This window comes from Brevundimonas sp. NIBR10 (genome assembly GCF_027912515.1).
GTDB lineage: Bacteria > Pseudomonadota > Alphaproteobacteria > Caulobacterales > Caulobacteraceae > Brevundimonas.
Genome location: NZ_CP115464.1, coordinates 2,492,858 through 2,514,971, shown reverse-complemented (window position 1 = coordinate 2,514,971; position 22,114 = coordinate 2,492,858). Strand labels below are relative to the sequence as shown.

General features: G+C 67.1%; 15 protein-coding genes and 2 tRNA genes. 6 read left to right on the top strand and 11 right to left on the bottom strand.

Annotation, left to right across the window (positions count from 1 at the left end; genetic code table 11):
* Positions 1–7 precede the first annotated feature (7 nt).
* Positions 8–904 carry a class I SAM-dependent methyltransferase gene (locus tag O5K39_RS12285; protein ID WP_271143913.1) on the top strand — a complete coding sequence of 299 codons (897 nt, stop codon included), beginning with the start codon at positions 8–10 and terminating at the stop codon, positions 902–904.
* A gap of 77 nt (positions 905–981) precedes the next feature.
* A complete protein-coding gene (locus O5K39_RS12280; protein ID WP_271147150.1) occupies positions 982–1,728 on the top strand; it encodes an RNA methyltransferase in 747 nt (248 codons plus the stop codon).
* Here O5K39_RS12280 and O5K39_RS12275 read toward each other — a convergent pair.
* Positions 1,712–2,998 carry an MFS transporter gene (locus O5K39_RS12275; protein ID WP_271143912.1) on the bottom strand — a complete coding sequence of 429 codons (1,287 nt, stop codon included), beginning with the start codon at positions 2,996–2,998 and terminating at the stop codon, positions 1,712–1,714. The genes O5K39_RS12280 and O5K39_RS12275 overlap by 17 nt on opposite strands.
* Before the next feature lie 63 nt (positions 2,999–3,061).
* Positions 3,062–5,524: an ATP-dependent helicase HrpB gene (gene hrpB, locus O5K39_RS12270; protein WP_271143911.1), complete on the bottom strand. Its 2,463-nt coding sequence runs from the start codon at positions 5,522–5,524 to the stop codon at positions 3,062–3,064.
* A 174-nt stretch (positions 5,525–5,698) separates the two neighbouring features.
* Between hrpB and O5K39_RS12265 the strand changes: the two genes are divergently transcribed.
* Positions 5,699–7,360 (top strand): amino acid permease, encoded by a 1,662-nt coding sequence (locus tag O5K39_RS12265; RefSeq protein ID WP_271143910.1) that lies wholly within the window; start codon positions 5,699–5,701, stop codon positions 7,358–7,360.
* Positions 7,361–7,535: 175 nt separating this feature from the next.
* Here O5K39_RS12265 and O5K39_RS12260 read toward each other — a convergent pair.
* From O5K39_RS12260 to O5K39_RS12245, 4 genes are all read right to left on the bottom strand, one after another.
* Positions 7,536–7,620: transfer RNA gene (locus O5K39_RS12260), tRNA-Leu, on the bottom strand.
* A gap of 37 nt (positions 7,621–7,657) precedes the next feature.
* Positions 7,658–7,960, bottom strand: a complete 303-nt coding sequence (locus O5K39_RS12255; RefSeq protein WP_271143909.1) for a hypothetical protein — start codon at positions 7,958–7,960, stop codon at positions 7,658–7,660.
* Between the two features lie 25 nt (positions 7,961–7,985).
* The gene (locus tag O5K39_RS12250; RefSeq protein ID WP_271143908.1) at positions 7,986–9,383 is read right to left on the bottom strand and encodes a DUF6880 family protein; all 1,398 of its coding nucleotides are present in this window, start codon (positions 9,381–9,383) and stop codon (positions 7,986–7,988) included.
* Between the two features lie 131 nt (positions 9,384–9,514).
* A complete protein-coding gene (locus O5K39_RS12245) occupies positions 9,515–12,307 on the bottom strand; it encodes a TonB-dependent receptor (RefSeq protein ID WP_271143907.1) in 2,793 nt (930 codons plus the stop codon).
* A gap of 458 nt (positions 12,308–12,765) precedes the next feature.
* On the opposite strand from O5K39_RS12245, the gene O5K39_RS12240 reads away from it, so the two are divergent.
* On the top strand, positions 12,766–14,106 hold the full coding sequence (locus tag O5K39_RS12240; protein WP_271143906.1) for an MFS transporter: 1,341 nt from the start codon (positions 12,766–12,768) through the stop codon (positions 14,104–14,106).
* On the top strand, positions 14,103–15,965 hold the full coding sequence (locus tag O5K39_RS12235; RefSeq protein ID WP_271143905.1) for a hypothetical protein: 1,863 nt from the start codon (positions 14,103–14,105) through the stop codon (positions 15,963–15,965). Before O5K39_RS12240 ends, O5K39_RS12235 begins: the two co-directional genes overlap by 4 nt.
* Before the next feature lie 10 nt (positions 15,966–15,975).
* Here O5K39_RS12235 and O5K39_RS12230 read toward each other — a convergent pair whose 3' ends face one another.
* Complete coding sequence (locus O5K39_RS12230; RefSeq protein ID WP_271143904.1) at positions 15,976–17,625, bottom strand: M28 family metallopeptidase; 1,650 nt, start codon at positions 17,623–17,625, stop codon at positions 15,976–15,978.
* A gap of 320 nt (positions 17,626–17,945) precedes the next feature.
* Complete coding sequence (locus O5K39_RS12225; RefSeq protein WP_271143903.1) at positions 17,946–18,752, bottom strand: RNA methyltransferase; 807 nt, start codon at positions 18,750–18,752, stop codon at positions 17,946–17,948.
* A 65-nt stretch (positions 18,753–18,817) separates the two neighbouring features.
* Here O5K39_RS12225 and O5K39_RS12220 point away from each other — a divergent pair.
* Positions 18,818–18,892: transfer RNA gene (locus O5K39_RS12220), tRNA-Asn, on the top strand.
* Between the two features lie 296 nt (positions 18,893–19,188).
* On the opposite strand, the gene O5K39_RS12215 is transcribed toward O5K39_RS12220, so the two are convergent.
* From O5K39_RS12215 to O5K39_RS12205, 3 genes are all read right to left on the bottom strand, one after another.
* Positions 19,189–19,383, bottom strand: coding sequence for a hypothetical protein (locus O5K39_RS12215; RefSeq protein WP_271143902.1), 195 nt, complete (start codon positions 19,381–19,383; stop codon positions 19,189–19,191).
* A gap of 248 nt (positions 19,384–19,631) precedes the next feature.
* Positions 19,632–20,078 carry an AlpA family phage regulatory protein gene (locus O5K39_RS12210; protein WP_271143901.1) on the bottom strand — a complete coding sequence of 149 codons (447 nt, stop codon included), beginning with the start codon at positions 20,076–20,078 and terminating at the stop codon, positions 19,632–19,634.
* A 647-nt stretch (positions 20,079–20,725) separates the two neighbouring features.
* Positions 20,726–22,102, bottom strand: a complete 1,377-nt coding sequence (locus O5K39_RS12205) for an Hsp70 family protein (protein WP_271143900.1) — start codon at positions 22,100–22,102, stop codon at positions 20,726–20,728.
* Positions 22,103–22,114 lie beyond the last annotated feature (12 nt).

Genomic DNA, 22,114 nt, shown 5'->3' with positions numbered 1-22,114 from the left:
AGCCCCGATGCCTCCCGTCCTGTCGAAAACGCCCGAAACCCTGCTGACCACCGGCTGGTCGGATTACGCCCTGCTCGATAGCGGTGATGGCAGGAAGCTGGAGCGGTACGGACGCCACACGGTCGTGCGGCCGGAGCCGCAGTGTTTCTGGGCACCGCGTGATCCGGCGGCCTTCGACGCCGCCAATGCCGTGTTCGATCCTCAACAGGAAGAGGAGGACGCCGGACGCTGGCGATTCGACCGGCACGGGCCGATCGATTCCTTTCCGCTGAGTTGGGGGCAGACCCGGTTCACCGGGCGGTTCACGCCGTTCCGGCATCTGGCCTTCTTCCCGGAGCAGGCGGCGAACTGGGCCTGGCTGGACGCTCGAATTCGGACTCTCGACAAGCCGCGCGTGTTGAACCTGTTCGGCTATACCGGCGTGGCGTCACTGGCCTGTCTCGCCGCCGGGGCCGAGGTGACGCACGTCGATGCGTCCAAGAAGTCCGTCGCATGGGCGCGGGAGAACGCCGAGATGTCGGACCTGGCCGACCGGCCCGTCCGCTGGATCGTCGAGGACGCCCGCAAATACGTCGCCCGCGAGGTCCGGCGCGGCGTGAAATACCAGGGCATCATCCTGGACCCGCCAAAGTATGGGCGCGGGCCGACCGGCGAGGTGTGGCGGCTGTTCGAGGACATGCCGGCCTTGCTCAAGGACTGCGCGGCCCTGCTGGCCGACGACGCGTCCTTCCTGTTGCTCAACGCCTATGCCGCGCGAGTGTCGGGCCTGTCTCTGGCCCATCTCATGGCCGAGGCGACGGCGGATCGCGGGGGACGCATCGACTGGGGCGAACTGGCCCTGTCCGAGGACGGGGCGGACGGTCGGGCGATCGGTCTGAGCTTCTTCGCGCGGTGGTCGGCGTGAGCGCCCCCATCGAGGCAGAGGGCCGCCTCATCACCTCCCTGACCAACGACACGGTCAAGGCCGTGCGTGCCCTGCATATGCGCAAGGAACGCGAGGCGACCGGCCTGTTCCTGGCCGAGGGGCTAAAGTTCATCGGCGAGGCCCTGGATCAGGATCGCGCGCCCCGCACCCTTCTGGTCGGGATGGAGGCTCGGCCGCATCCGTTGCTGGACCGGGCGAAAGCCGAGACGATCCGCAGCGGTGGCGAGGTCGTTACCGTCACCCACCCGATCCTGGAAAAGATCAGCCGACGCGACAATCCCCAGACGGTGCTGGGCGTGTTCGAGCAGGCCTATACGCCGATCTCGGCGATCACGCCGGGCTCCGCGCCCTGCTGGATCGCGCTGGAGCAGGTGCGCGATCCCGGCAATCTGGGGACCATCATCCGCACCGCCGATGCGGCGGGATGTGGTGGCGTGATCCTGATCGGCGACTGCGTCGATCCCTTCTCGGTCGAGGCGGTCAGGGCTACGATGGGATCGGTCTTCGCGGTTTCGATCTCCAGGGTCTCGGTCGCCGAGTTCCTGGCCTGGCGTCACACCTGGCCGGGCAGCGCGATCGGAACCCGCCTTGATGGATCGGTGAACTACCGTGAGGCAGCGCTCCAGTCGCCCGCCCTGATCCTGATGGGCAACGAACAGGCGGGGCTGACCGACGAACTGGCCGCCGCCTGCGACGTCAACGTCAAGATCCCGATGCGCGGCCGGGCCGACAGCCTGAACCTGGCCATCGCCACGGGCATCATGGCCTATGCGGTCACGGACGCCCTCAGTCCTCGACCTTAAGCCGCCCCATCCCGATCAGGGCCAGCAGGGTGATCACCGACGCCGCCGCCAGATAAAGCCCCACCGACGGCAGGCCCACATTCTTGGCCAGCCAGGTCGCCGCGAACGGCGCGACCGAGGCCCCCACGATGCCCGCCAGATTGAACGCCATCGAGGCCCCGGTATAGCGCACCGCCGTCCGGAACGGCCGGGCCATGGCCGCGCTGAGCGGCCCATAGGTTGCCCCCATCAGGGCAAACCCGAGCGAAAAGAAGATCAGCAACCCCGTCAGACCGCCCGAGAACAGCGGCGCCAGCGTCAGGCCGAAAAGGCCGATTCCGACCGAGGCCGTGCCCAGCACCTTCAACTGGCCCCACTTGTCGGCCGCCAGCGCAGAGATCGGGATGAAGGCCCCGAAGAACAGCACTCCGATCAGCTGGATCGGCAGGATGTCGCCGCGCGTATAGCCCATCGACGAGGTCGCCCAGCTGAGGGCGAACACCGTCATCAGATAGAACAGCAGGAAGGTCGTCGTGGCCCCCAGGGTACCGAGGATCAGCGCGCCCTTGTAGCGGGCCAGCAGGGTCAGGATCGGGGCCTTGACCCGTTCGGCGCGCTCTATGACCCGGCTGAACTCGGGCGTCTCGGTGATCCGCAACCGCACCCACAGGCCGACCAGCACCAGTACCGCCGACGCCAGGAAGGGCAGTCGCCATCCCCAGGCCAGGAAGTCGTCCTCGGCCATGAAGCCCGTCAGGATCAGGAACGATCCCGTCGACAGGACGAAGCCGATCGGCGCGCCCAGCTGCGGGAACATCCCGAACCAGGCCTTGCGTCCCGGCGGCGCGTTCTCGGTCGCCAGCAGCACCGCCCCGCCCCACTCCCCGCCAAGGCCGAACCCTTGCCCGAACCGGCACAGGGCCAGCAGCAGCGGCGCGATGATCCCCGCCGCCTGATAGGTCGGCAACAGGCCGATCGCGACCGTCGACAGCCCCATGGTCATCAACGCCGCCACCAGCGTCGCCTTGCGCCCCACCCGGTCCCCGAAATGTCCGAAGACCACGGCCCCGACCGGCCGCGCGAAGAAGGCCAGACCAAAGGTCGCGAACGACTGCAGTTGCGCCGTCGTCGCATCCTCGCCGGGGAAGAACAGCGCCGGAAACACCAGCACCGCCGCGGTCGCATAGATGTAGAAGTCGAAGAATTCGATCGTCGTCCCGATCAGGCTGGCGAACAGCACCCGACGCGTCGAGGCCGGGCTGGGAGCCGTCAGGAGATGGGTGTCGGTCAAGGCATCGCTTCCTTAAATCAGGCCAGCGATTGAGCCGGAGAGCCGCGAAAGGTCAAGCTGGTCTCACGTCCCCCTCGGCTTCACCCGGTTGGTGGGATCGGCGTTGGCGGGGTCTTCGGGCCATGGGTGGCGGGGGTAGCGGCCGCGCATCTCGGCGCGGACGGCGCTCCAGCTGCCGGACCAGAAGCCGGGCAGATCCCTGGTCATCTGCACGGGGCGGCGAGCGGGCGACAGCAGGGCGAGGGTCAGTGGCACGCGGCCACCGCCGACCGTGGGATGGGTCTTCACACCGAACAGTTCCTGGACCCGGATATCCACGCGAGGTCCGCCCTCGGCCGCATAGTCGATGGCAACGGAGCCCAGCGGCGTCGTCAGGCGCGCGGGGGCCGTCTGATCCAGCGCGCGCTGGCGATCCCAGGGGATCAAGGTCCGAACCGCCTGTTCCAGATCGCCGTCCGAGATCGCCTCCAATGACCGCGCCGTCTCCAGCAGCGGCCAGAGCCAATCCTCCCGCGCCGCCGTCAGGCCGGCATCCGACACGTCGGGCCAGCCGTCCTCCAGCCTCGCGACGAAGGCCAGCCGGTCGCGCAGCCCTTTCGACCGCTCGCCCCAGTTCAGACCTGCGAGCCCCTCCCGTTCGACCTGGGCCCTGAGGGCAGCGGTGAGGGTCTCGCGGTCCGGCGGTCCCATCAGCCGCTCGTCGAACACGAGAGCCCCGACCCGGCGGATGCGGCGGACGACCATCCGGCCGGAGGGCTCCTTGGATAGCCGGTCTTCGACGGTGATCCGGTGCTCCAGCGCGGCCGGGTCCAGCGTCGCGCACAGACGGATGCGGTCGCGTGCCTCCCCTCCGCCCAGGTCCGCGACGGCCAGCCACGGCTCGCGGGCCAGAGCGTCGGTGGGATCCAGAAACGCGCCGCGTCCCGAGGCCAGCAGGACTTCGCCCGGCTTGCCCCGCGCCTTGGCTACCCGCTCAGGAAAGGCTTCGGCCAGCAGGGCTCCGACCTCGACCGCGCCGCCCTTGCCGCTGCCCGCCGCCTTCGCCCAGCGTTCGGCCAACTTTCGAGCGTCGTTGGCGCGGGGCGACCGGTCTCGATCAAAGGCCTTCAGCCGGTCTCTCAGATCGACGTCGTTGCCGCCGAGGCCCGGCTCGCTCAGCACCGCCGCGATCCGCGCGCCGGTCATGGCGTCGCCTCCGTCCGAGGCCACGGCGACCAGATGACCGAGGCGCGGACCCAGCGGCAGGGTCGCCAGCCGACGACCATGCACCGTCAACGCCCCCTCCCCGTCCAAAGCCCCCAGTCGCGTCAGGACCGCCCGCGCCTCGGCGAAGGCCCCGGCAGGGGGCGGGTCCAGCAGGGCCAGCCCTAGCGCCGACCGCGAGCCCCAGCGGGCCAGATCAAGCGCCAGTCCCGTCAGGTCGGCCTCGAGAATTTCCGGCCGCTGGTGCGGGACCAGACCCCGCGTCGCCTCCTCGTCCCACAGCCGGTAGCAGACTCCCGGCTCGGTGCGCCCGGCCCGCCCCCGCCTTTGCGCGGCCGAGGATCGGCTGACCCGCACGGTGGCCAGTCGGGTCAGGCCGCTGGACGGCTCGAACCGGGGCACGCGCGACAGGCCGCCGTCGATCACCACCCGCACGCCTTCGATGGTAAGGCTGGTCTCGGCGACCGAGGTAGCCAGGACCACCTTGCGGCGACCGGGCGGCGCGGGCTCCAGCGCCCGATCCTGGGCCACCTTGTCCAGCGCGCCGTACAGTGGCGCGATATCGACATCGGGCGGCAATCGATCGGCCAGGGCCTGACCCGTGCGGTGGATTTCGCCCTGCCCCGGCAGGAAGGCCAGGACCGAACCCGTCTGCTCCGACAGCGCCAGCCGACAGGCCCGCGCCACCGCAGCCTCGATCCGTTCCGCGGGGTCGCGGCCCAGATAGAGGGTCTCGACCGCGAACATCCGACCCCTGGCCTCGACGACCGGCGCGCTCGTTCCATCGGAGTGGGCGAGCAATCGCGCGATCCCGGTGATATCCAAGGTCGCTGACATCACCACCAGCTTCAGGTCCGGCCGCAGCACCGCCTGGCTGTCGCGCGCCAGGGCCAGACCCAGGTCAGCATCCAGAGACCGTTCGTGGAACTCGTCGAACAGCACGGCCCCGACGCCGTCCAGCCCCGGATCGTCCAGGATCATCCGGGTGAAGACGCCTTCGGTGATGACCTCGATTCGCGTCGTCGGGCCGATCCGGCTCTGCAACCGCGTACGATAGCCGACCGTCTGGCCGGCCGCCTGGCCGAGGATCGCTGCCATCCGCTCGGCGGCGGCCCGGGCTGCCAGCCTGCGCGGCTCCAGCACCAGAATCTTGCCCCCCGTCAGCCACGGCGCGTCCAGCAAGGCCAGAGGCACGACCGTGGTCTTGCCCGCCCCCGGCGGCGCGGCGAGCACGACGGAGTCATGTCCGGAAAGCGCGGCCATCAGCGCGTCCAGAACGTCGTGGATTGGAAGCCGGGGTTGGCTGGCGGGGCGCGGAATCACAGGTTCACCTAGCGCGAACGACCCCCTCCCACCAAGAATCCCGCATCACGAAAGCGTCGCCCGGCCGTCACGGTTCGTAAACCGCGTTGCGCGCCGCACAATCCCTCGCTAGCGTCCGGCCAGGAAGGCGGCCCGGGGAGGGTCTGCCGTGCAATTTTTCGGGGGCGCGACTTCATGTCGGCAAACGGCGTCAAGCCTGGGGGGAACCAGTTGTTCCTCAAGAAATCGGTGGCCCAGATCCAGAAGGAAGCGGCCAAGAGCGAGCTGAAGCGCTCGCTCGGTCCGATCAATCTGATGAGCCTGGGCATCGGGGCCATCATCGGCGCCGGTATCTTCGTTCTGACCGGTCAGGTCGCGGCCGCCAATGCGGGCCCGGCGATCATGCTGTCCTTCATCGTCGCCGGCGTCGCCTGCGGCCTGGCGGGCCTGTGCTACGCCGAGCTGGCCTCGACCATGCCGGTATCCGGCTCGGCCTATACCTACGCCTACGGGACGCTGGGCGAGGTCTTCGCCTGGATCATGGGCTGGCTGCTGGTGCTCGAATACGGGGTCGCGGCCTCGACCGTGGCGGTCGGCTGGTCCGGCTATGTCGTCTCGATCCTGAAGGATTTCGGCCTGTCGGAAACCCTGTTCCCGATGATCCAGTACGCCGGCGGCGAAGGCCCCTCATGGGCGACCCCGCTGGTCCAGGCCGTGGTGTCCGAAACGGGCAGCACCTTCCCCCTGACGGGAACCTTCAACCTGGTCGCCGCCGTCGGCATCGCCGCCGTGTGCGGCCTGCTGGTGCTGGGCGTCAGCGAGTCGGCCCGGATCAACAACATCATCGTGCTGATCAAGATCGTGGTGCTGCTGACCTTCATCGCGGTGGGGATCGGCTATGTGAACCCTGCCAACTGGGTGCCCTTCATCCCCGAAAACACATCCGGCAACTTCGGTGAGTTCGGGGCGACCGGCATTCTGCGTGGTGCATCGATCATCTTCTTCGCCTACGTCGGGTTCGAGGCCGTCTCGACCGCCGCCGCCGAGGCCAAGAACCCGTCCAAGGACGTCCCCGTCGGCATCCTGGGCGCCCTGTTCGTCTGTACCCTGATCTATATGGCCGTCGCCGCCGTCATGACCGGCGTCGTTCCCTATCTGGAACTGGCCAGCCCGGCCCCCGTCGCTGTCGCCATCGACCGCATGGGTCTGGAGTGGGCCAATGTGCCGCTCGCCTCGGCCGCCGGCGGACAGCTGAACCTGATCAGCTTCCTGATCAAGATCGGCGCGATCACGGGCCTGACCTCGGTCATGCTGGTGCTCTGCTACGGCCAGACGCGGATCTTCTACACCATGGCGCGTGACGGCCTGCTGCCGCGCGCCTTCGCCGTGATCCATCCCAAGTTCCGCACGCCGTGGATCGGCACCATCCTGCTGGGCATCCTGATCGCCATCGCGGCCTCCTTCCTGCCAATCTCGATCCTGGGCGATCTGGTCTCGCTGGGCACGGCCGTGGCCTTCTCGATCGTGTGCCTGAGCGTGATCTTCCTGCGCATCAAGCACCCGGAAATGGAACGTCCGTTCAAGGTGCCGGGCGGTGTCTGGACGGCAGGCGCAGGCATCTTCGCCTGTCTGGCGCTGGCCGGCTTCAACTTCTGGCCGATGATCCAGCATGCGATGAACGGCAATCCGCTGCCGCTCACCATCCTCGGCATCTATGCCGTGGTCGGTGCGATCATCTACGCCGCCTACGGCTTCGCCAACTCCAAACTGGCCAAGGGCATCGACATCACCGAAGAGACCACGATGTCGTCCCCCGCCGAAGCCATGGGATCGGGCGTCGACAACCAGAAGGACTGATCTTCCGATCAGCCCAGAACGACAAAGGCCCCGGAGCGATCCGGGGCCTTTTTTTTGATAAAGCAGAGCGCTCGCGCTCAAGCAGCGAGCGACCGCGTCACGAGCGGTAGCGCATCAAAACCCATGCCCTCAAGCAGCGAGGCTCCTCGAGCCGAGCGGTAGGGCCCTAAATACATGGTGCGGATGAGAGGACTCGAACCTCCACACCTTGCGATGCCAGAACCTAAATCTGGTGCGTCTACCAGTTCCGCCACATCCGCATTCGGTAGGCCGCAGCCCTTACAACACGGGCCTCGCTCACGTCCACAGCCGGATGGCGTCGCGCGAGATCGGGCCGTCGCTCTGGGCCGTGTTGGCGGTGTAGGACAGGGTGGCCTCGCGCGAGCCACAGCGACAGCGGAAGCGGCGGGTCCGCCCCGCCTGGGGCCAGGCATGGCGACCGCCGAACAGGGGCCGGGGATCCATCAGGGCGGCGTGATCGCACCCCGGGGCCTCGCAGACCACGATCATGCGCGTCCCGACACGGGGGGCCACGTCCTCGCGCGCGGGCTTGCGTTCGGCGGGATCCTTCCAGTGCCAGTCGGTGCGGATGTCGCGCATCAGATGATCTCCTCGGCCGATCGGTCTAACGCCAGCCGGGGCGACCGGGTCGCGATAAGGCTTCGAGTTCATCGATGAACTCCGCGTGAGGAACGATCCCATCGAGGGCACCGGGCGTCTCGGTCATGCCGGCGGCTTCGGCCGAAAGGACGCGGACCTCGTCGGAGCGACCCAGACCCTGGCGGCACAACAGGCGGGCACGGGCACGGATCAGACTCAGCGCGGCATTGGGATAGCGGCCGGCCAGACGCCCCGACCACAGCGCGGTCTGATCGGCGTCGAGCCGCAGGTCGGCCGCGCGGTTCAGGACCATGGCGGCGGCCTCGCGCAGCGCAGGCCAGTCCATCAGGAAGGCCATCCCCTTTGCCGCGTCGGGCCAGGCGGCGGCGACGGTCTGCGCACGGTCGAGGGCCTCGACATCGTCGAAGTCGGGCAACCGGCCGATGAAGGCGCGCAAGGTCTCCGCTGACAGGTTGCGCTCGAACAGGGCCCAGCGCCGGGCCTGGGCCTCATCTGCCGCGCCTTCGGCTTCCAGCACAACGATTTCGGCGGCATCCCAGGCGTCGGACGGTTCGGCTTGGGGGAGCGAACCGGTGCGCAGCGCCCATTTCGAGGCCGTTGGTGGGCGGGGTCGGGAGGCCTCCAGCGCGATGCGGGCCTCGATGACACGGCCGGAGGCGGCCAGTCGGCGGGCGATCTCGGCTCCCACATCCGGCTTGGACTTCTCGATGTCGGGGATGGCGTCGGCCCACGCCTGGACGTCGCCGGTGCGGTCGGCGAGCTTTCGTACCACCAGTGCCAACCGTCCCGTCGGGCGCGGGCGTCCCTCGGTCAGACGGGCCAGCAGGTCGCCCGCCATGGGCTCGCTCAAGTCGGGCGCGGCCCGGCCGATCCAGCCGCCCCAGTCCGACAGGCGGGTCTGCAAGGCGTCGAACATCATGGGTCCGGCGGCCTCGGGACCGGCGGCAGAAGCGACACGCGCCAGGTCCGGTGCCGCGTCGAAGAACAGGGCCGAGATTTCGCCCTTGGGATCCTTCACCCGGGACGCCAGACCCGGATATAGGGCGAACCAGGCGACGATCCGGTCCAGCGCCAGGCCTGCGTCCAGGCCGGCCAGCCGATCGGCGATGAAGTCCAGATGGATCGACATGTCGTCGATCAGTTCCGGCCGCTTGCGCCACGACACCCGCGTCCGGCTGGCCGCCAGGGCCGTCAGCCGCTTGTCGATCTCCAGCGCCAGATCGGCCGCCCCGACCTCGGCGGCGAGTTCAAGCTTCAGGCGACGCTTCAGGTTCGCATTGCCGGTCGCCGCCTCGAGCAGCAGGACGGCCAGCCGATCCGCGCCCAGTTCGATCAGGTTGGCGCTCGACACTGTCTTGCGCGCCGCTGCGGATTTCTTGGCCATGATCTTCCTGTGGAACATGGCCGCCCGGGCTTCAACCACCGATCCAATCGGCCAACCCATCGGACAAAAAAACGCCGACCCGTTCTGCGGGCCGGCGCGAAGTGCGGAGACTCTGGGAGGAGCGTCCGTTCGGGAGAGAGGGTTTGAAATCAGAAGGTGTAGCGAATGCCCGCGAAGAACTGACGCCCGGTGTGGCTGTAAACGTTCAGGCGGTTGGACGCGTCGACGTACTGGTCGTTGAACTCGTCGGTCAGGTTGATGCCCTCGACGCTGACCTTGAGATTCTCGGTGATGTTGTACGAGGCCTGGGCGTCGAAGTTCAGGGTCTCGTTGGTGCCGTGAACCGAGTTGCCGTCGTTGCCCGGAACCTGGGTCAGATAGCCTTGGCGATAGGCGGCCGATCCCCGGACCGAGAACTTTTCGGTCTCGTAGTAGAGGGTGAAGTTGGCGGCGTTCTTGGACAGACCGACCAGGGTCTCGTTGATCGTCGGCGCCCCGGCGGTCGTCGAGGTCAGGTACTCGATGCTGGAGTCCACGAAGGTGTAGTTGGCCTGGACGCCGAAGTTGGACATCCAGCCGGGCAGGAAGTCGAGGCGCTTCTGGGCGTTGATCTCGAAGCCTTGCAGGGTGCCACCCGGCGAATTGACCGGCTGGGTGACGACGAACAGATCGGTCGGCAGAGCCGTGGTGCCGGTCAGCAGCGAGGTCGGCAGGCCCAGTTGGTTGAACGGAATGTCCTGGCGCAGGGTCTGAACGAAGGTGTTGATCTTCTTGTAGAAGACACCGAGCGCGAACAGGCTGTCCGCGTCCGGATACCATTCCAGCGAGAAGTCCACATTGTCCGACTTGGTCGGCATGATGTTGGGATTGCCCGACGAGAAGCTGCGGTTCGCGCCCTGGATGCCGACGTCACCGCCGGGGGTCAGGACCGAAATGGACGGCCGGGCGATGGTCTGGGCGGCCGACAGGCGCACCACCACGTCGTCGGTCAGATCGACGGCCAGGTTGGCCGACGGCAACCACATGTCATAGTCGCGGCGGGCCCGAACGAGTTGGATCGTTCCGCCCGTGGCGGCGAAGCCGTCCGAATACTGCTCGGTCAGGACGTATCGAACACCAGCGTCACCCCGCCACGGCATACCGAAGGCGTCGAAGCGGAAGTCGGCCTGGGCATAGGCACCCAGATCCTTTTCGTCGACCGTGACGTACTGACCGCGCGCCGACGAGTTGTTGAGCCCGGTCAGGGCGTAGATGCCGGTGTTGGAATAGATGTTGTAGGTGGCGATGAACTTGTCGAGGTCGGGGGCCAGCCAGCTGGTCGGCGAACCGGTGGGCAGGCCCAGGTTCTGGCCGAAGCCGGAGAAGACCCGCGACACCGCCGCCAGCTCCGACGCGGTCAGGGTCTGGACGACGGTTTCCGTGGTCCGGTACTGGCCTTCGGAGTCGAAGCTGAACCGGCGATAGTCGAGGCCGCCCTTCAGGGTGACGTTCTCGTTGGCGTCGAACTCGAAATAGCCCTTGGCCGTGGTGAAGGTGTTGGTCACCGCGTTGGGGCGGATTCGGACTTCCGACGTGCCGTTGATCATCGACCAGTTGGCCGGGTTGGTCAGATCGAAGCCGAAGTCGAACTTGGGCATCCGCGACGTAAAGTCGTAGGAGAAGCCGTTCGTATTGGCCCGGTCGAAGGTCACGATCGTCGAGACGGGGTTTGAGAACTCCGAACGCGAATAGCCGCCGACGAAGCCGGTGCGGAACCGGTCGGTCCAGTTGCGCGTGGCCGTCAGGGTATACTGCTGGAACTGGGTCTGAAGCTCGTCGTGCGCCGACTGGGTGCGGACATCGACGGCGTCGAACACCCCCGCCACGATGTTCCTGCCGTCGACCGTACCCGAACGGATGATGGTCTGGGGCTTGCCGGTACCGGCCCGGCTGAAACCGATCGCCTGAAGTTGGGCTTCGTCGCGGGTCGATTTCACGTCGGAATAGAGAACGTCCAGCGAGATGGTCGTCTGGTCGTCGGGGCGGAACTGGAACGAGCCCGTCAGGCCCAGACGCTCGGTGTTGTGGTCATACTGGACGTAGGCCGGGATGCGCGGGTGATAAAGCGCCGTTGCCGTGTTGGTGTTGTTGATCTGGGCCGTCGTATAGCCCGCGAGGGTCGAGGCCGTGTTGAAGCCTCCGTTGGCACCGCCGAAGGTCCAGCGCGTGATGTTGGCGCCTTCTTCCAGGATGTGACGCTGCTCGTACGCCGCCGAGATCAGGGCACCGAACTTGCCGTCCAGCCAGGTGTCGGAGGCCAGCAGGGTGAAGCGCGGCTTGGCGTCCTGGGCCAGGTCATTGTAACTGACCTGGGCACCCATCACGAGGGTGGGTTCACGATAGTCGAACGGGCGAGCGGTCTGCAGATCGACCGTGGCCCCCAGCGAGCCCTCCTCGACGTCCGCCGAGGCCGACTTGCGCACCGTCAGGCTGTTGAACAGTTCGGACGCGAACATGTTGAAGTCGAAGCCGCGCGAGCGGTTGGTGCCGCCCGAGTTGACCGTGCCGCCGGTGGTGGCGATCGCCTCCATGCCGTTGACGCGAACGCGGGTGTATTCCGAACCCAGTCCGCGCACCGAGATCTGGCGGCCTTCGCCGTTGGCACGGCTGATGGTGACGCCGGGCACGCGTTGCAGCGACTCGGCCAGGTTCAGGTCGGGGAAGTCGGCGATGTCTTCGGCCTTGATGACATCGACGACGCCGCTTTCGCGACGCTTGGCGCTGACGGCGCTCTGCAGCGAGGCGCGGAAGCCGGTGACGACGACTTCGTCGACCTGGGTCTCTTCCTGGGCGTCCGAGGCCGGTGCGGTCTGGGCGTGAGCGGCGCCGGCGAGCGCCAGCGTCATGGCCAGAGCCGAAGCCCCGGTCGTCAGTGCGAACTGGAATGTCTGCGAGGTGCGCATCGTAGTCGTCCTTCCCCATGGCGCCCGCATGCTGCGGATCGTTCTTGGCGGCGCGGTTCAGCGCCAGATGTGGGCCGGTCGGGTTTCCCCTCTGGCTTCGAGCGGACCATAGGAGCGCGACATTGGGCGAGGCCAATCCTAATCGGGCATCGACCCATGCAGGACGCGCACTGATGTGGGCTTCAGTTGGCGTGTGGCGTCATCGATGACGTGAACAGCGAGGTCATCCATCGCCGGCTGCGACAATCTGGCACCTTATCGATACCCAATCTGGATCGGTCGATAGTCGTATTGGCTTGGACCCGATGCGAACCCATCCCTATCGTCCGTCGGGATCAGTCGCCCGCGAGAGGCGACGGTCGGCGCCGCCGGCGCCCCTGGGAAACGAACAGGTCGAGGATGCGGTCTTTCCGCGCTTCGTGTCGCTCGTGATCCCGCGACGCTTGAGGAGCCGACCGATGACCGACGCCGCGACCCCCCAGCCCCCCGTCAGCAAGCGCACCAAGGTGCGGTTCCTGATCCTGCTGCTGATCTTCCTGATCACCACGATCAACTATGCCGACCGGTCGACCTTCTCGATCGCAGGCAAGAGCGCGGCAGACGATCTGGGGCTGGATGCGATCGAGATGGGTTACATCCTGTCCGCCTTCGCCTGGGCCTATGTTCTGGGCCAGATCCCGGGCGGTGCCCTGCTGGACCGGTTCGGGACCAAGCTGATCTACGCCATCGCCATCGCGACCTGGTCCTTCTTCACCATGATCCAGGGCTTCTCGGGCTTTCTGGTCGGCGGGGCGATCTTCGCGGGCCTGTTCGCCATGCGGTTCGCGGTCGGTCTGGCCGAGAGCCCCTCCTTTCCCGGAAATGCCCGTCTGGTCGCGGCCTGGTTCCCCGGTTCCGAACGCGGCTTCGCCTCGGCCGTGTTCAACTCGGCCCAGTATTTCTCACTGGTGGTGTTCGCGCCCCTGATGAGCTGGCTGGTGCATACCTTTGACTGGCATTCGGTCTTCTTCGTCATGGGTGGGCTTGGGCTCATCGGTGCCCTCGTCTTCTGGTGGATCATCCGCAGCCCCAGCGACCATCCCGGCGTCAACCAGGCCGAGCTCGACTACATCGAGGCCGGCGGCGGACTGATCAACATGGAGACCAAACAGGCGACCAAATCCGCAGCGTTCAACTGGGCCAACGTCTCCCAGGTGCTGGGCAGCCGGATGCTGATGGGCGTCTTCGTCGGCCAGTACGGGATCAACGTCCTGACCTATTTCTTCGTCACCTGGTTCCCGATCTATCTGGTGCGCGAGCGTGGCCTGTCGATCATGGACGCCGGCTGGGCGACGGCGGCGCCGGCCCTGTGCGGCTTCGTCGGCGGGGTGCTGGGCGGGGTCATCTCGGACCAGTTGCTCAAGCGCACCGGCAGCCTGACCATCGCGCGCAAGACACCGCTGCTGATCGGCATGCTGCTGTCCTGCCTGATCATCGCCTGCGCCTATGTCGAGCAGGGCTGGCTGGTGATCGTGCTGATGGCCGTGGCCTTCTTCGGCAAGGGGATCGCCTCGCTGGGCTGGGCCGTGATCTCCGACACCTCGCCGCGCGAGTTCGTCGGCGTGACCGGCGGCATCTTCAACACCTTCGGCAACACCGCGGGCATCGTGACCCCCATCGTCATCGGCTACATCGTCCAGGCGACGGGATCGTTCGACCTGGCCCTGTGGTTCGTCGGCCTGCACTGCGCCCTGGTGATCGCCGCCTATTTCCTGATCACCGGCAAGATCGAACGCCTGACGCTGAAGGCTGCCGCATGAGGCGGGCCCTGCCGCAGGCGCGTCGCCGAGACGTCCTGGGCGGCGCCGCGCTGGCTCCGCTGGTCGCCGCCCTGCCCTGCGCGGCATCGGCCGCGACGGCGATAGAGGTCTCGACCCCGATGCCCGCCCCGACCTGGGCCCTGTTGCAGCGCGAGCTGCTCGACGCCAACGCCGAGGCCTGCAAGGTCTTCTACCACCGCTATTTCGACGAGCGGGGATACCTGCTGTGCTTCGAGCGGTGGGGGGCCAACGACGGCCCGGACGACGCGATCGAGAACGTCAACGACTGGCCCCTGCTGCATGCCCTGGGCGGGGCCGAGGTGGTCAAGACGATGTACACCCAGGCCTGGGAAGGCCACCTGCGGCAATACACGGCCGCAAAGACCGTCGAGGTCGAGATCGCCCGCGACGGGATGTTCCACAAGGAGTTCTGCGTCCAGCTGGACTGGCAGCACCATGCGGAAGAGATGACGCTGTTCAACGTTCAGGGCCTGTCGGACCCGAACAGCCCCCGCTTCATCGATCGTGCCCGCCGCTTCGCCGGTCTCTACATGGGCGAGGATCCGGCCGCTCCGAACTACGACCCCCAGCACAGAATCATCCGCAGCCTGATGAATGGCTCCAAGGGGCCGATGCTGAGAAAGGCCACGGCACTGGACTGGGTCGGCGACCCATTCGACCCGTCCGCCTTCTTCATCGAGCATGGCGAGGAGACCTACGAAGAATTCCTGGCCCACTACGAGGAATACACCGACGTCGTCGGCGACCACCCGCTGAACCTGTTCGCCACCACCCTGGCGCTGAACGCCTTCCTGATTACGGGCGAGGCCAAATATCGCGACTGGCTCCTCGGATACGTCGATGCCTGGGCCGAGCGGGCCAAGGCGAACGACGACCTGCTGCCGTCCAACGTCGGGCTCGACGGGGTGATCGGGTCGTCGGCCGAAGGCAAATGGTGGGGCGGAGCCTATGGCTGGGGCTTCTCGCCGGTCAATCCGGTGACGGGCGAGCGCGAGGATCGCAGCCGGGTGTTGCGGACCATCCTGGGCTTCTTCAACGCCTATCTGCTGACCGGCGACGACAAGTATCTGGAGACCTGGCGCAAACAGACCGATCGTATCAATGCCGCACGACGTACCGAGGGCGGCAAGGTCCAGACCCCGACGATGTACGGCGCGGAGGGCTGGTATGGCTGGAAGGACGGGCTGAACCAGACCAACAGCCTGGATCTGTGGTGGTTCTCGATGAAGCCGTCGGATCGGGCGCGGGCCCCGGATCATCCGTGGGTCGCCTATCTCGAAGGGCGAAACGCGGCCTGGCCCGAAACCGCGATGCGCGCCGACCTGGCCCGTGTGGCCGAGATGGCCAGGGCAGAACGCGAGGACACCTCCACGCCCGACACCCGATTGGCTGACGCGCGGATCGAGTTCAACCCGGCCAGTGTGACCTCACTGATGCACGCGATGATGGGGGCGCTGCATATTGCGCGCCCCTCCTGGGCACCGACCGCGCCGAACGCCGGGGGATCGCCGCTGTATGCCCGGCTGCGCTATTTCGATCCTGTCGCCCGGCGGGCGGGCGTGCCCGAGGACGTCGCCGCCCTGATCGACGGCATGACCGCCGTCGAAACGGCCGTGACCCTGGTCAATCTGTCACCGACGCAGAACCGCACAATCGTGGTCCAGGGCGGAGGTTATGGGGAACACCGGATTTCGGCCGTCTCGATCGACGGCAAGAGCCAGCCGGTGGACGCCGCGACGTTCACCGTCCGGCTGGCTCCGGGCAGCGGCGCGCGTCTGGTGCTTGCCATGGACCGCTATGTGAACGTCCCGACCCTGAAGTTTCCCTGGGACCGGTAAGTCCGGCAGCCTAGCGACGCCGGGCCACGCTGATCTCACGCACAGCCTCGAACTCATTACCCGGCGTCCATTTGGGCCAGTTGCGCCCCTCCGCCAGCCAGCGACCGACGCCGTAGAGCAGTTGCACGTCCTCGGCGGCGCCCTCCATCGTCCAGGTCGTGTCCCAGTCGTCGGTCGGCTGGTGATAGCGATCGCGCACATAGACCCGGCTGCGTTCCGACGCCCCGGTGAAGCCCGCCGCCGCGAACAGGGCCGGCACGCCCATCTTGGCAAGGGGGAAGTGGTCCGAGCGATAGAAGGCCCCGACCTGCGGTGCGGGATCGGCGATCAGGGTGCGGCCCACGGCGACGGCGTCACGCTCCAGTCTGTCCTGAAGGTCGGTCTTGCCATAGCCGATGACTACGATCTGCGGTTCGGCCGGGCCGGGCAACAGCGAGTCCATGTTGATGTTGGCCACCGTCGTCTCCAGCGGCACCAGCGGTTGGGCCGCATAGTGATACGCCCCCAGCAGCCCCGCCTCCTCCGCCGCCCACGACATGAACAGGGTCGAGCGTTCGGTGCGGGGGGCCTCCGCGAACAGCCGCGCCAGTTCCAGCAGACCCGCGACGCCCGAGGCGTTGTCGACGGCCCCGTTGTAGATGTCGTCGCCCGCCGCATTGGCCGTGGCGTGTCCGAACGCGTCCCAGTGGGCCCCGAACATCACGGTCTCGTCCGGCCGGGTCGTGCCGGTCAGTCTGGCAGCGACGTTGCGGGTCGTCAGCCGTTGATATGTCTGGCCGAAGTTCAGCGACATCGTCACTCCGGTCAGCTCGACGGGGCGGAAATCGGCGCTCTGGGCCGCGCTTTTCAGCGTCGCGTAGTCGAGACCCGCCGCCTGCATCAGCCTGGCGGCGATCGGCTGCTGGACCCAGCCTTGCGCCTGGACCCGCTCTGCCTCGACGTCGGCGCGGACGATGTCGAGCAGGGCCGCCGTGGACGAGTTCTGCAGAGTGTTCCACGGATAGCCGGCCCCGGCCGTCTCATGGATCACCAGAACGCCCGCCGCCCCGCGCCTCGCTGCCTCCTCGAACTTGTAGACCCAGCGGCCGTAGTAGGTCATGCCGCGCCCGTCGAACTTGCCTGCCACGGGACTGTCGGCGGCGACCTCGAAGTCCGGGTCGTTGACCAGCATCAGCACGATCTTGCCGCGCACATCGACGCCCTTGAAGTCGTCCCAGCCGCGCTCGGGTGCCGTCACTCCATAGCCGACGAAGACGACCGGCGTGTCGGTCAGTGTGATCCGGGGAACGGGCCGGTGGCTGCCGACGATGACCTCGGTGCCCCGTTGAAAGGTCAGGGTCTCGCCGCCCGCCTTGGCGGTGATCACGGCGGGGCCGTCCTGGGTGAAGCGGTTGATCGGCACGGTCTGGAACCAGGTGCCGTCGTCGCCGGCGGGCTCAAGCCCCAGGGCCTGGAACTGACCGGCGATCCAGGTAACCGCCTTCTCCTCGCCCGGCGTCGTGGGCCCCCTGCCCTCGAAGTCGTCGCCGGCCAGGATGCGCACCGTCTCGTTCAGCCGCGCCGGATCGACCCGGCCATCGGAGCCGCCCTTTCCCGCCGTGGCGCACCCCGCGAGCAGGCCCAGGGCCGAGACGGCAGCGATAACAAGGCGAGGCGACATGACGGAACTCCACGGACGCAGGCGACCTCGCGAACCTGCCCTTCCCGGTGCCGTATGTCGACCGCGCTCAGACCGGCGCGGTCATCCAGCCGATAGCGCCTGCCAGCACGACACCGACCGCCATCGCCGCCATGGCGACGGTCCGGGCGTTCCTGTGCGCGAAATGGATCAGATGGGTCATGATGACGTCCCCCTGCAAACAAGGCGCCACAGAAACAGCGTTCCATCAAGCGGATGTGCATCTTTGCACAAAGAATTCCGCAACTTGTCACGTAGCGGGCGCATTCGGCCGTGCCCGTTTCGCCTGACCGGAGAGTGGGTCAGTCCGCCAGCGCCGTGAGCTGATGCAGGGCCACCGCGCTGGTCACCGCGACGTTGAGCGAATCGAAGCCGCCGGACATCGGGATGCGCACAGCCCGGCAGCGGTCGATGACGGCCTGGGGCAGTCCCGGCCCCTCCGATCCCAGCAGGATCGCACGCCGACCGCCGGGCGTGAGCGACGCCAGGGTCTCGCCGCCTCCCGGCGTCAAAGCAATGACCTCGAACCCGGATGCGATCAGAGCATCGACGAGCGCGTCGACAGGCAGGGGCTCGATCCGCGCCGTCCTCAGCACCGCCCCGACCGACACCCGGATCGCCTTGCGATAGAAGGGGTCGCCGCACAGATCGTCCAGCAGCACAGCCCCGGCCCCAAAGGCCGCCGCATTGCGGTACAGGCCGCCGATGTTGTCGTGATTGCCGATCGCGGAGGCCGCGACGACGACGGTTTCCTCCGGCAGCCCCGACAACGCCTCTGCGATTGTCAGGACCGGCGGCTTTTCACCCAGCGCCAGAATGCCCCGGTGCAAGGGAAATCCCGCCACGACGTCCAGAACGGCCTGCCCCACCACATAGACTGGCGTCTCGACCGGCAGCCCAGTGATCAGGTCTGAAAGGCCGGCGACCCGCTTCTCGGCCAGCAGCATCGATCTCATCCGACAGCGCGAGGCCGACGACGCCAGGGTGCGAACCACGACCTCACCCTCGGCGATGAACAGGCCCTCGCGGCCGGTCAGATCGCGTTCCTTGATGTCGCGATAGGCGGTGATGCGGGGGTCGTCGGGGTCGTCGATCCTAATCGGGTCCATGACCGACATTAGCCGTTGCACAGCCGCGCGCGCCACTGCTATAGGCCCGCCTCCCGAGCCTCTGTTCCGCGGTAGCTCAGTGGTAGAGCAGCCGACTGTTAATCGGCTGGTCGTAGGTTCGAATCCTACCCGCGGAGCCACTCTCGGACTTAAGGCGCTGTTTTTGCAGCGCCTTTTGTTTTTTTCCTACGCAGCCCCCAAAGGCACCCGAAAATCAAACCGCGCTAGGCGGCTGTTTTCCACAGCTTTCCGCTTGGTTTCAGGTGACGCCAGGTTGAGGTCTCCATTTTTGAGGCTGCACCGGGGCAACACGAATCACGCGTCGACACGTTGTGGGTCGCCCATTGCAGTCGTGTTCACATGACGCGGGGAAAGCCGGGCCAGTGAACCGATCTGCAAAGTACAGAATGCTCGCGACGGCCCCAGGATCGACCCGTCACCTGACGGAATCGCGACACTCGGGATAGGCATATTCCAAAAGACCATCATCGGAGACCAGTCGAGCGCGCGCCGCCTCGGGGCGCGATTCGAGAGCCTGCCGGCACCAGTCGCGCAGGGACTCGATCGGCGCGTCGACCACGACCTGATCGATCGCGTCGCCCGCCGCGTTGGTCAGAACGATTCCCCACATGGTACGACTCTGTTTTGCCAACACCGTTCCGTCAACAAGCGTCGGCTCGCGAACGCCGATCCCACCCAGAGACGGTAACGGCGTACACAAGAGCGAGGACCGACGAGAGCGTGACACACGGCGGGGACCTTGAAAGCCTCGCCTTGTCGATCGTCGAAATCTGCATGCTCGACACCGGCCTGGAGGACCTTCCGTCTCGGACACCCCGATCCCGGAGCCGGCGCCTCAGATCCCGAAATCGATCTGATCTACCGAGGCCGGACGCTTGCGACCGGCGCGGCGGGAGACAGCTGCGGGCGCCGGCGCGCCAAGCGGCAGAACGCGCTGGGCCCTCGCGGTGGGATCGGACTGAGCTCTCTCGGGCGATCGATCGCCTGATGCTGCTGACGACCTAGAAGCGGTCGAGGGCTTGCGGGCGATCGCGCGGTTTCGATCAGCGTGGGTTTTCGGGGCGGTGCCAACGACCGGGCCTTCCCGCCGGCCTTGCGCGTGGCTTTCCAGGGCGTGAGCTCGCACTCCCACCATCCCACCCGCTTGGGCGAGATGGCCACGGGCTCCGGGAAGTCGCCGGCCTTCTGCATCCGCCGGGCCGTGGTTCGGCTGATGCCGGTGATGTCCTTGACCCGAGCCCAGGTCGGCAAGCGATCCTCAGGTCCCCCGGTAGGCACAGGCGCGCCATCTACTGCGAACGTCATGACGTTCCCCCCACCAGCCAGGCGAGGACCGCAGCCTGACACACGAGCTGAAGCACCGCCGCATCGTTCGCGGCGTCCACGACATCCCGGTCAGCCCAGGCGCGCAGAACCTGCTTGCGCGCAAAGCTCGCCGAAGGGTCGTCAAGGACTTCAGTCGCCGTCACAAACGGGGCGCGGATGTAGAGCCTCAACCACGAGGGCGCGGCTGCGCGGCCGCCGGCGAAGCGGTCCGCAGATCCGAGATCTGGACGCCTCCAGCAGCTCACGCGGGTAGAAGGGTTTGGAACGGATGTGCTGACAGGGCGGTCCGCCTCCCCCGGTGGACCACAGCCGCGGCAGGGTCGCGGTCTTCATACGAATTCCGAGCGTCCCCAGGTGGGCGGTCGCCTCCGCGCGCGTCAACAGGAGTTCGGCCTTCGCCTCGGGGCCGTACCCTTCTACGTCCGGGGTCATGGGAGCGCCTCCATCGGACCGCACTGGGTCGACCTGCGCACGCCCCGGCCCGCGGTCAGGGCGAGGTAACACTCCACGACCGAAGAAACGTATGCCCTGGTCTCGGCGATGTCGGGAATGCGCCCGAGGCGGGCGACCCGGGTCGGTCCCGAATTATATGATCGAGGACGAGCGTGGCGTCGCCCCCATGGCAATCACACCACCTCCGACGAGAACGACCCCGTGACCGGGCTAGACGACCTGTCCGCCCCTCTCCGCTCGGTCCACAGCTTGAGCTCCGGCTCGCGACCGATCAGGGCCAAGCCCACCGCGATCGACTCGAACTCGCCCCCGGTTTCGATCCTATTGGGCTCAAAGCGACGTCGGAAGATGTCGCGTACGGCCGGTACGAAGGACGATCCGCCGGTCAGGAAGATGCGATCGATCTGGTGTGGCTCGAGATGCGACGTGGCGATGGCCTGGTCGACGGCACGTTCGATGGCAGCGAGCTCTGGGGCGATCCAGCCTTCGAAGTCCGATCGGGCGACGGGCGTCTCGATCCGGATCGTGCCGGCCTCGAAGCAGAACGTCGCCACCTCGTCGCGTGACAGATCCATCTTCAGACGGGATACAGCCTGGTACAGGGCGTAGCCGTGATTATCGTCCAGTACCTCGATCAGTCGACACAGCCTTTCAGGCTGCAGGGCGTTACGTGCGATATCGCGGATATCTTTCATGTCCCGAGACGCCCGCAACAGGGCGAGCTGATCCCACCGGGCAAAGGCGGCGTAGTACCGCTGGGGAATGGGCAGCACCTTTTCGAAGCTGCGGTACTCGCCGCCCTTGCCCAGCTCCGGCGACACCAGCTGGTCGATGATGCGGTAGTCGAAGGCGTCCCCGGCCACCCCGACCCCTGCGCGCGCCAGGGCGGTGGAGCGGAGGCCGGAGGACGACGGTTCGAATCTCACGATGGAGAAGTCGCTGGTGCCGCCGCCGAAGTCGGCGACGAGGACCGTGGCCGCAGTCGTCAGCTGACGCGCGAAGAAGAAGGCGGCCCCAACCGGTTCATAGGCATAGCGGATGTCGGTGAACCCCATCCTGGCGAAGGCGGTCTCGTAACGATCCAGCGCCAGCTGCTCGTCCGACCCACCGGCGAAGGTCACCGGCCGTCCAACGATAACCCGCGCTGGGAGCACGGACATTGCCGGCCCACCACGCTGACGCAACCGGAGCAGGAAAGACGATAGCAGGTCCTCGAAGCCGTATCTGCGGTTGTCGATGACGGTCTCAGTGAAGGCTGGACTGGCGGCGAAGGTCTTGAATGACTGAATGAAACGGGTGTCGAGGGGATCCTCGACATAGGCGTCTATGGCCCAGGGACCGGCCTCGACCACCCGTTCGGCCACGCCGTCGGCGTCCTCATGGATCTGGAAGCTCAAGGTCGAGCGGAAGGCGGTCAGATCGCCGTCCGGCGCTGCGAACCGCAACACCGCGACCGCACCGTCCGCGCCGGTCATGGCGACCACCGTATTGGTCGTGCCGAAGTCGATGCCCAGCGTCATCTCTGGCGTCATCGCGCAAGGTGGCGTCATGATCGTCTCCAG

What these genes read in the sequence shown, in the direction of transcription:
- O5K39_RS12285 (WP_271143913.1), top strand. Translation starts at nt 8, where the DNA reads ATGCCTCCCGTCCTGTCGAAAACGCCCGAAACCCTGCTGACCACCGGC.
- O5K39_RS12280 (WP_271147150.1), top strand. Translation starts at nt 982, where the DNA reads ATGCGCAAGGAACGCGAGGCGACCGGCCTGTTCCTGGCCGAGGGGCTA.
- O5K39_RS12265 (WP_271143910.1), top strand. Translation starts at nt 5,699, where the DNA reads ATGTCGGCAAACGGCGTCAAGCCTGGGGGGAACCAGTTGTTCCTCAAG.
- O5K39_RS12255 (WP_271143909.1), bottom strand. Translation starts at nt 7,960, where the DNA reads ATGCGCGACATCCGCACCGACTGGCACTGGAAGGATCCCGCCGAACGC.
- O5K39_RS12250 (WP_271143908.1), bottom strand. Translation starts at nt 9,383, where the DNA reads ATGTTCCACAGGAAGATCATGGCCAAGAAATCCGCAGCGGCGCGCAAG.
- O5K39_RS12245 (WP_271143907.1), bottom strand. Translation starts at nt 12,307, where the DNA reads ATGCGCACCTCGCAGACATTCCAGTTCGCACTGACGACCGGGGCTTCG.
- O5K39_RS12240 (WP_271143906.1), top strand. Translation starts at nt 12,766, where the DNA reads ATGACCGACGCCGCGACCCCCCAGCCCCCCGTCAGCAAGCGCACCAAG.
- O5K39_RS12235 (WP_271143905.1), top strand. Translation starts at nt 14,103, where the DNA reads ATGAGGCGGGCCCTGCCGCAGGCGCGTCGCCGAGACGTCCTGGGCGGC.
- O5K39_RS12230 (WP_271143904.1), bottom strand. Translation starts at nt 17,625, where the DNA reads ATGTCGCCTCGCCTTGTTATCGCTGCCGTCTCGGCCCTGGGCCTGCTC.
- O5K39_RS12225 (WP_271143903.1), bottom strand. Translation starts at nt 18,752, where the DNA reads ATGGACCCGATTAGGATCGACGACCCCGACGACCCCCGCATCACCGCC.
- O5K39_RS12215 (WP_271143902.1), bottom strand. Translation starts at nt 19,383, where the DNA reads ATGTGGGGAATCGTTCTGACCAACGCGGCGGGCGACGCGATCGATCAG.
- O5K39_RS12210 (WP_271143901.1), bottom strand. Translation starts at nt 20,078, where the DNA reads ATGACGTTCGCAGTAGATGGCGCGCCTGTGCCTACCGGGGGACCTGAG.
- O5K39_RS12205 (WP_271143900.1), bottom strand. Translation starts at nt 22,102, where the DNA reads ATGACGCCACCTTGCGCGATGACGCCAGAGATGACGCTGGGCATCGAC.